Here is a 9296-nt window from a genome sequence, read left to right as displayed (position 1 = left end):
AGTCACGATTGACGAAGCTTGCGCTTCATTCATTTTTGTATTCCGTAGAATACGATTTTTGCCTCATCGTTCAGTTTTCAAAGTTCGTCGTGTCGTTTTCAGCGACTTTAATAAGATATCACGGAATAACTTAAGCGTCAATCCCTTTTTGAAATCTTTTTTCTTTCTCGTCACCGTCCAGTGCGTGTTGCCCTGTCGACATGTATTAATATACTATCTCGATATAATACCGTCAATAGTTTTTCTAAAAAAACTTTTATAATCTTTTCCCTTCTATATATAGCAAAAAACAATCAAATGGATAAAATAAAGCCGATCGTCATACGACCGGCTCATACGTCACGAGTTCGACCCCTGCTCCTTTAGTTGTTTGATACGAAATCCTGATTAGACCTTTTCGCATGAAGAAATCAATCAGACTACTTAAATCCACTTTGACTTCTTGCAATCGCTCTTCTTCCATCAATTCATACATCGTCCAAGGACTCGTTCGCTCACGCATGATTTCGAATAAATAGCGTCCTCCCGATAAGACCTTAGACTGCAGAAGATGCTCAAGACCAATCAAGGCGAGGTGAATACGTTGATCTAATGTCTCTTCACTCATCAACAATTGTTCATATAGTTTATAGACATCCGGATCATCCAGTCGTGCTTGTTCCCAGACGACTGTCTCGGGATGTTTTCCTTTTTCAAGAACAGATAATCGCGCGAGATGATGCAAAGCGTGATGGACGTGTGTATAGGCATCATAATGATGTCCGCGACTGAACAAATTCCTTCCGTCTTGGAAACGACGCAGAAGTTTAGCGAATGAGATCGTCATCTGTAGACATCTTTCCTCATCAGGAAAGTTTAAGAGTTGCCGTTTTAAGTCAACTAAATAATCGTTCCGTTCGAAAACGATCGTTCCTTCTGCAATCCAGTGAATCGCACGTCGATTGGCATTTAACAAAATCCAGCGTGATAAGACATCTTCATGTACGAGGTGTAATGAAACCTTTAGTGTATTCAGTCGATAATGTTTGATCGTCCACTCGACTTCTGGGTCTCTCGTGATGACGACAAGAAGTGTATCAAATTGATCCGTCAAGGAATCCCGTGGTTGCCGTTTCTCAACAGCAATGATCCCTTGTGTTTCACGATAAGCCGCGTATTCCGAATAAATCGTTCGTGTTGCTTGTTCCATGTACTTCTCACCCTTCTATACGAACTCGTCGTTACCATTTTCGACAAAAAAACAAGCTTTCCTCCTTCAGACAGTTGCACTTCTTATGCTAGACTGACAACAGGGGGAATTCACTTGAAAAAACAACGTAAAAATAAAATAAACCGCGCGCGAAACCTTGCTATGTTTCTTGTGTTCGGTGGGATGCTCGTCATGTATGGCGGTCTATTACTCAAACAATTTGAAATCATCATGGTCTTACTCATGCTTCTCGGTTTCGTCATGGTTCTTGCCAGTACGGCACTCTATTTCTTGATTGGTCTGACATCAACGAAGGCAGCTGTCGTCACTTGTCCAAACTGCGGAAAAGAAACAAAAGTCCTTGGTCGCGTCGACTTATGTATGCATTGCGATGAACCACTTACGATGGATCCGTCTCTTGAAGGAAAAGAATTCGATGAAAAATATAATAAACACAATAAACGAGCTCCCCGCTAAGGCAGCTCGTTTTTTTATTGGACATTCGATTGACAGTCCGGACAAGTTCCGTACACTTCTAATCGGTGACGATCGACTTTAAAGCCCGTTAAGTGCGCCGCAACCGTTTCGACATCATCGAGCACAGGATAGTTGAAATCAACGATCTTTCCACAGTTCTCACAGATCATGTGGTAATGGCGTGTCGTAACGAAATCGAAGCGACTTGAAGCGTCTCCGTAATTCATTTCCTCAACGATTCCCTTTTCTCGAAACACGCGTAAGTTATTATATACAGTCGCCACACTCATGTTTGGAAATCGATGTTCGAGTGCACGATAAATCTCATCCGCTGTCGGATGCGTGTGTCCCGTCGTTAAATATTCCAAAATCGCGTGACGTTGTGGTGTCATTCGAACGCCTGATTCCCGAAGTGACTTCACGGCGTCATCCAGCATTTCGTTAGCCACGTCCATCCCCTCATTTCTATCTTTCATTGATTATCAGATTGTAATCTTTATAATTAGTCTACCTACAAATAGGCATTCCGTCAACGGCTCTGCATCGGATTTGACGTCCATGATACAATCATATCGTGATATTTTTCACGAATCATCGATTGGAGGAATCCTCATGTCTACCCACACTACACGTCCTACTTCAGAGGCGTTATATGAAATCGCACAAGAGTGTATCGTCGGTGGCGTCAACAGCCCATCCCGTTCATTCAAAGCCGTCGGTGGCGGCGCACCTGTCTATATGGAACGCGGAGAAGGTGCTTACTTTTATGATGTCGATGGCAATCGCTATATCGATTACTTAGCAGCCTATGGTCCGATCATCACGGGACATGGTCATCCTCACATTACGGAAGCGATCACCCATGCTGCCCAAAATGGTCTTCTTTACGGCACACCACACCGTCTAGAAATTGACTTTGCACATAAACTACAAAAAGCGATCCCTTCGCTTGAAAAAGTACGCTTTACGAACTCGGGAACCGAAGCCGTCATGACGACGATTCGTGTCGCACGTGCGTATACAGGTCGTGAGCTCGTCGTGAAGTTCAGTGGTTGTTACCACGGTCACTCGGATCTGATGCTCATTGCAGCAGGAAGCGGACCAGCGACACTTGGTTCCCCAGATTCAGCCGGCGTCACGAAAGCGACGGCAAAAGAAGTCATTACGACACCGTTCAATGATATCGAATCGTATCGTCAAATCATGGAACAATGGGGCGATCAGGTCGCTTGTGTACTCGTCGAACCGATCGTCGGAAACTTCGGTATCGTCGAACCGCACCCTGGATTCCTTGCTGCAGTCAACGAAATCACACATGCTCACGGCGCACTCGTCATCTATGATGAAGTCATCACAGCCTTCCGTTTCACGTACGGCAGTGCACAAGAGTTACTCGATATCCGCCCTGATATGACGGCACTCGGCAAAATCATCGGTGGTGGTTTACCAATCGGCGCTTATGGCGGTCGTAAGGAAATCATGGAACACGTCGCGCCACTCGGTCCTGCTTATCAAGCGGGAACGATGGCAGGTAACCCAGCATCGATGGCTGCCGGTATCGCTTGCCTTGAACTACTTGAGCAGCCTGGTGTCTATGAACAACTTGATCACCTTGGCGCATTACTCGAACAAGGTGTACTTGAAGCAGCAAAACGCCATGACGTCACGATTACGATCAACCGTCTAAAAGGTGCCATGACGGTCTACTTCACGGACGAAACAGTCATCGATTACGATGGTGCAGAACGTGCAGATAGTGAGATGTTCGGACGTTTCTTCAAATTGATGTTGGAAGAAGGCGTCAACCTTGCTCCTTCGAAATACGAAGCGTGGTTCTTGACGACGGAACATACGGAAGCCGACATCACAGAGACGATTGCAGCAGTCGATCGTGCCTTTGCTCGACTCTAAGTCCTCCCACTAAAAAAGCAGCGACCTCGCAAAGGTCGCTGCTTTTGTGTTATTCGACAAGTTCCAGATTTTGAATGGCATACAGTTCGAAATAAGCGCCTCGTTTTTGCATGAGGACTTCGTGTGTTCCGATTTCCGTAATTTGACCATTTTCGATGACGACGATCTTATCGGCATCGGTAATCGTTGATAAACGGTGCGCGACAGTAAACGTCGTCCGTCCTTTCGCGAGACGTGCTAACGAATCTTGAATCATCGCTTCGCTCTCTAAATCGAGCGCACTCGTTGCCTCATCCAAAATCAGAATCGGCGGGTTCTTCAAGAAGACCCGAGCGATGGCTAGACGTTGCTTTTGACCACCTGATAACTTGACGCCTCGTTCACCGACCGGCGTATGATAACCGTTTGGTAACCGTTCGATGAATTCGTGGGCATTCGCTGCTTTTGCCGCTGCGATGACTTCCTCATCCGTCGCCTCCGGATTCCCCATCTTAATGTTCATCTGAACCGACTCACTGAAGAGAATTGACTCCTGCATGACCATCCCGATCTGATCGCGAAGACCACGCAACTTCAAGTCACGAATATCAACGCCGTCAAGCGTGATCCGACCGGCAGACACATCATAGAAGCGTGGAATTAAACTGACGAGCGTCGATTTCCCACCACCTGACATCCCGACGAAAGCAATCCGTTCACCTGCCTGAACGTCAAGCGTTAAGCGATCAATTGCTAGCTCGCCGCCTTCTTCGTAAGCGAAACTGATGTTTTCGAACTGAACGTTTCCGCGGACATCTTTTGGATCGCGTGCATTCGGTTTTTCCGTGATGTCATACGGCTCATCTAAAAACTCAAACATCCGGTCCATCGAAGCGATCGACTGCGTCAACGTCGTTGAGGAGTTGACGAGACGACCGAGCGGCGCATACAGGCGATCGATGTAACCAATGAACGCAACCATCGTCCCGAGTGTCACTTGTCCGTTCAAGACGAAGAAGGCTGCCGTTCCGAAGATCAGGATCGGTGCGAAGTCCGTAATCGTCGAGACGACGACGTACGTCCGCGCATTCCAGTTCGTTTGACGCAGCGCCGCTTTTAAGAACCCATCATTTTGATGTTTGAACGCTTTGTTCTCGTGCGGTTCGAGTGCAAAACTACGAATGACTGCCATGCCGTTGACCCGTTCCGTCAAATGACCTTGTAGTTCCGCAAGTGCTGCCGAACGTTCCCGTGTCAATCCGCGTAAGCGACCGTAAAAGAACTTAACGGCGAGGGCGTAGAATGGTAACGGAATAATGGCGACGAGCGTCAACTTCGGATCAATCGTCCACATGATAGCGATCGCAATGAAAATCGTGATCATATCAAGCCATAGGTTCATTAATCCCGTGACGACGAAGTCTTTCGTCTGCTCGACATCATTGATGATTCGCGAGATGACTTCTCCAGTTTTCGTATTCGAATAAAAACGAAGCGATAATTTCTGAACATGATCAAACAATCGATTACGAACGTCAAATAAAATCTTAGACGCGGACCATTGCGCGAGGTACTGACGGACGTATTCGAGCGGCGGCTTGACGATCAAGAAGATGAAGACACCCGCTCCAATCAAATACGCCAATTGTTTACTTTTTTCCGCCATCGGCATCGTGTTTCCAGTTAGGATATTGTCGATGATGTACTTATACAACAACGGAAGTCCAAGTGGGATCGAGAACTTGATGATCCCGACGAAAACCGTCAGGAGAATCTGTTTTTGATACGGCTTGACGAACGCCATATAGCGGCGGATCGAACCTTGTTTCTTACGTTTTGCTTGTGTTGCCACGTGTTTCACTTCCTTCAATTAAAAAAAGACGATGGCGAACCATCATCTCCGATATCTTGTTTCATATTCACGATACCACATATCCACGAAAGCCGGGTTAAATGGACCCTTCCGACTGCGGATCCATTGAATCAGGATTTGGACATTGTCTTTCAAAATACGATCGATTGCCTTCGGATAGTTCATCTCGCGGCGATGCTTCTCATACTCGTCCTCATCGAGGATCATGTAGGACATGTCCGGATACACTTTGATATCTAAATCGTAATCAATGTACTTAACTGCTCGATCTTTCTCATCGAACGTAGAAGGTGATCCAAGATTGCAGTAATAGTAAATGCCATCCTCCCGAATCATACAAATGACATTGAACCAGAGTTCTGTTGAAAAGTAACAGATTGCAGGCTCTCGCGTTCGCCACTGACGACCATCCGATTCACTGACCATGATGCGGTCATTGAACCCAATCAATTCTTCTTCCGTCGATTTCAGCACGAGCGTTTCTTCCCAAACTCTGTGTAAGCTCCCGTTATGTTTGAAACTTTGAATCTCAATCTTGCTACTTTCTTTTGGGAATCGACTCATGTGCTACTCCTTTCTAAAGCGTTTTTCTTCCATTCTGTTATACTCTCGTGCTTATTATACCCATTTTCAGAACGCATGAAAAACGAAAGGGTATTTTTTCAGAAAAATGACGGAATTCAGGCTTGAAAGTGATTCAAAATCGCATTTTTTCGTTGTTTGAACATCGGTTTCAAGATGAATGCTTCAATGACGAAGGCTGGCAAGAACGATGCATACGTCACTTCATCCACGAAATAGACGCCAGATTCACGTTCTTCGACTCGGTGCACGTGGCACCATGCCCGGAATGGATACGGAACTTTTGTACCGACATCGACGAAGACATATTCTTCTACGAAAGGAATCCAAGACGTCCACGAGACAAATAGTGGAGGAACACCAACGCGCAGACGAATCGTATTTCCTGCTCGCGTCCGTGTATCACCCGACGTCTTCACTTGCGGAAATACCGTCAATCGACTTAAGGCCTTGGCGTCACTTAAAAAATCCCACGCTTGCTCCTTTGATGTATCGACACGTGTCTCAAAACGAAAAGTATGCATTAGATCTCCCCCTTTAATAGTCGATCAATCTTCATTTGCGCGACAGATACCGGATGCGTCGCATACGTTTCCTGATCAACCAGTATTGTCTGGTCCGGCTGTTCCGTCACGCGATAGACGGCAATTTCCCAAATCCGGTGTGAGAAGATATGTCGGACGTGACCGACAAGCGTCCCATTACGATCTTCTTCTGCTTCTCGAAGTGGGTATTGCCACATACCTGCGAGCAAACCCGTTTCTGCTCGTTGTTCAATTGCGATTTTTCCGTTCGTTTCATAGACGAGAGCATCATACGGAATAATTTGCGTCTTCCCTTTCTTCGTCTTCACAGGTAGTTCTTCCTGTGCATTTCGATCATATGCGAAACAAACGTCTTGAACAGGACAGAGTCCACACATCGGAGACTTTGGCGTACAGACCATCGCACCGAGTTCCATCAAGCCTTGATTGAAACTGGACGGATCAGCCGGATCAATCAATTGATGAACTGCTGCTTCAAACAATTTCCGCGTCTTCGGCGCAGCAATGTCTTCATAAATCCCAAGTACACGCGAGAGGACGCGCATCACGTTTCCGTCTACTGCCGGTTCTGCTTGCCCATAAGCAATCGATAGAACCGCTCCTGTCGTGTATGGACCAACGCCCTTCAGCTGACTGAACAATTCCTTTTCGTCCGGAACGATTCCATCATATTTTTCAACAACTTCCTGAACCGCGATTTGAAGATTCTTGACACGGGAATAGTACCCTAAGCCCTCCCAATGTTTGAGCACTTCACTTTGATCCGCTTGCGCTAAATCATGTGGTGTCGGAAAACGTTTCGTGAAGCGCTCATAATACGGAATGACCGTATCGACGCGCGTTTGTTGGAGCATGATTTCACTAATCCAGATATGATATGGGTTTTTGGTTCTTCGCCATGGGAGATCTCGCTGTTCACGAAGGAACCAGGCAATCAGTTCTGTGGTAAATTGTGTTTTATTAAAGTTTGTGAAATATTCTTGAACGACAGTCAAAAGGTTACCTCTTTTCTCTTGAATACGATATATTTATTAAAAATTACTCGGCAGAACCACGATGGATCAACCATCACGATTTTATAGAAGGAGCGAATTGGCATTGGATACTGGTACGCATATCGGCATGGGACTTTGTCTCGCCGCCATCTCGACGCTACACCCTGACGTCGCAGCGAGCACGACGATGTTTGCTGCCGTGACGACGACGGCGCTCGTCGGCTCACATGCACCGGACTTCGACACTGTCTTCAAGTTCAAAGGAAACAGCGCCTACTTGCGCCAACACCGCGGAAAATCGCACGGGTTGATTGCTTTGCTCGCCTGGCCATTATTACTTTCAATCGTCATCGGTACATTGTTTGGTGTACCTCCGACTTCATTATGGCTGATGGCGCAGATCGCTGTCGCCCTCCATGTCTTCGTCGATCTGTTTAACGCTTATGGAACACAAGCTTTACATCCGTTCAAACAATCCTGGATTGGTTGGGGCGTCATCAACACATTTGATCCGTATCTGTTCGCGATGTATTATGCCGCGTTCGGGATTTGGCTACTAACGAGAGCGACGATCGTCATTTTCCCGATTTTGATTGCCATCGTCATCATCTATTACGCTGTGCAGTTTAAGTTACGAAACGATGCACTCGCGACCGCAGCACGCTATTATCGTGGTGCGCATAAACTGTTCATCTCACCTGGCATGAAATGGGATGAGTGGCATGTCGCGGCACGGTTACGCGATGAGTATTCCGTCGTTAAGATCAATAGTGGAACGGTCGTCGAATGTGGAAACTTCCGCATCAAGGACGAACCACACGGTGACGCCTTGTACGAAATCGTCAAACAAAACGCTGACTTGCAAGCGTTTCTTGAGTTTTCGAAGATTCATACGTATACGGTCTCACGAAAGGACGGTATTGTCGAATACCGCTTTACGAACTTACGTTACTTCACGAAGGAAGTCTATCCATTCGTTGCCGTCGTCAGAATCGACGCTGCTACACAAGAAATCGTCAGCTCCTATACCGGCTGGGTCTTCAGCGAACGGACCTTGCAGAAAAAACTGTTCATCCCTGCATTATAAAGACAAAGCTCCGCGCAACGGAAATCCCGATGTGCGGAGCTTTTTTCATTCGACGTTTCGACCTGTCATCAAATGCTTGAATTTTTCGTTCGTCGTATTAAACCGGTGTAACATTGCCCCGTGCTGTTTAATCTGTTGTTCGACGAAATGAACTGCGACGGCTTCACCTTGATATTTCTCACCTGCGCGCGCGAGTGTCGCTTCGAAATCTTCCCAAAGCACTTCCACCCACGTCAGTGCTTCTTCCGGTGTCAGTACTTCATTTACTTGCAATAATTCTTCAGCCAATTGCTGAAGGGCTTGTTCTCGATTCGTCATGTCTGTTCTCCCTCTCCTGTGAATAACGCGAGCGGAATCGCGACTTCCTGAGCGGTTCCTTCAAAATGTCCCCAGCCCATGACCCCATTGACGAAATGTAACTCAAATCGTGCCTCTTCTCCTTCGATTCGGTAAAAGGCTCCCCGTTCGAATCGTGCTGGATCGATCAAATAACTTTTCGCAATGGCGATTTTTCGCGTCACGACTTCCACTTCACTCACATTCCCATGTTGCTCCGCTTTTCGTTTTTGTTCACTTAATTTCGTGATCAACATCTCAAGCTCGTATTTCGATAATTGACTCATCCGTGTCTCCATTACAAAAACTCCCCCTCTTCGTT

General features: G+C 46.5%; 11 protein-coding genes. 3 read left to right on the top strand and 8 right to left on the bottom strand.

Annotated features, from left to right (window positions below; translation table 11 throughout):
* Window positions 1–319 precede the first annotated feature (319 nt).
* Complete coding sequence (locus tag KNQ18_RS15550) at window positions 320–1189, bottom strand: nucleotidyltransferase-like protein (RefSeq protein WP_035398755.1); 870 nt, start codon at window positions 1187–1189, stop codon at window positions 320–322.
* 114 nt (window positions 1190–1303) lie between these two features.
* Between KNQ18_RS15550 and KNQ18_RS15545 the strand changes: the two genes are divergently transcribed.
* Window positions 1304–1666 carry a DUF2614 family zinc ribbon-containing protein gene (locus tag KNQ18_RS15545; RefSeq protein ID WP_029340912.1) on the top strand — a complete coding sequence of 121 codons (363 nt, stop codon included), beginning with the start codon at window positions 1304–1306 and terminating at the stop codon, window positions 1664–1666.
* A gap of 14 nt (window positions 1667–1680) precedes the next feature.
* Here KNQ18_RS15545 and perR read toward each other — a convergent pair whose 3' ends face one another.
* On the bottom strand, window positions 1681–2103 hold the full coding sequence (perR, locus tag KNQ18_RS15540) for a peroxide-responsive transcriptional repressor PerR (RefSeq protein ID WP_369792039.1): 423 nt from the start codon (window positions 2101–2103) through the stop codon (window positions 1681–1683).
* A gap of 175 nt (window positions 2104–2278) precedes the next feature.
* Here perR and KNQ18_RS15535 point away from each other — a divergent pair, with 175 nt between their 5' ends.
* On the top strand, window positions 2279–3577 hold the full coding sequence (locus KNQ18_RS15535; RefSeq protein WP_215085359.1) for a glutamate-1-semialdehyde 2,1-aminomutase: 1299 nt from the start codon (window positions 2279–2281) through the stop codon (window positions 3575–3577).
* A gap of 49 nt (window positions 3578–3626) precedes the next feature.
* Here the strand turns inward: KNQ18_RS15535 and KNQ18_RS15530 are convergent, their stop codons facing one another.
* The 4 genes from KNQ18_RS15530 to mutY all read right to left on the bottom strand — a co-directional run bounded on the left by KNQ18_RS15530 (window position 3627) and on the right by mutY (window position 7551).
* Window positions 3627–5360: an ABC transporter ATP-binding protein gene (locus KNQ18_RS15530; protein ID WP_064300881.1), complete on the bottom strand. Its 1734-nt coding sequence runs from the start codon at window positions 5358–5360 to the stop codon at window positions 3627–3629.
* Window positions 5361–5450: 90 nt separating this feature from the next.
* Window positions 5451–5993, bottom strand: a complete 543-nt coding sequence (gene ntdP / locus KNQ18_RS15525) for a nucleoside tri-diphosphate phosphatase (protein ID WP_023467311.1) — start codon at window positions 5991–5993, stop codon at window positions 5451–5453.
* 116 nt (window positions 5994–6109) lie between these two features.
* Complete coding sequence (locus KNQ18_RS15520) at window positions 6110–6535, bottom strand: SRPBCC family protein (RefSeq protein ID WP_023467310.1); 426 nt, start codon at window positions 6533–6535, stop codon at window positions 6110–6112.
* On the bottom strand, window positions 6535–7551 hold the full coding sequence (mutY, locus tag KNQ18_RS15515; protein ID WP_149426889.1) for an A/G-specific adenine glycosylase: 1017 nt from the start codon (window positions 7549–7551) through the stop codon (window positions 6535–6537). Before mutY ends, KNQ18_RS15520 begins: the two co-directional genes overlap by 1 nt.
* Before the next feature lie 103 nt (window positions 7552–7654).
* On the opposite strand from mutY, the gene KNQ18_RS15510 reads away from it, so the two are divergent.
* Window positions 7655–8638, top strand: a complete 984-nt coding sequence (locus KNQ18_RS15510) for a metal-dependent hydrolase (protein ID WP_050677381.1) — start codon at window positions 7655–7657, stop codon at window positions 8636–8638.
* A 45-nt stretch (window positions 8639–8683) separates the two neighbouring features.
* On the opposite strand, the gene KNQ18_RS15505 is transcribed toward KNQ18_RS15510, so the two are convergent.
* Together KNQ18_RS15505 and KNQ18_RS15500 are read right to left on the bottom strand one after the other, a co-directional pair.
* Window positions 8684–8956 (bottom strand): YfhJ family protein, encoded by a 273-nt coding sequence (locus tag KNQ18_RS15505; protein WP_023467307.1) that lies wholly within the window; start codon window positions 8954–8956, stop codon window positions 8684–8686.
* Complete coding sequence (locus tag KNQ18_RS15500; protein ID WP_023467306.1) at window positions 8953–9273, bottom strand: DUF1811 family protein; 321 nt, start codon at window positions 9271–9273, stop codon at window positions 8953–8955. The genes KNQ18_RS15505 and KNQ18_RS15500 overlap by 4 nt, the downstream gene beginning before the upstream one ends.
* Window positions 9274–9296: the final 23 nt, after the last annotated feature.

It is taken from the genome of Exiguobacterium sp. s78, assembly GCF_018618985.1.
GTDB lineage: Bacteria > Bacillota > Bacilli > Exiguobacteriales > Exiguobacteriaceae > Exiguobacterium_A > Exiguobacterium_A abrahamii.
Note: the sequence above shows the minus strand (reverse complement) of the source record. Positions and strands in the feature narration are given on the sequence as shown.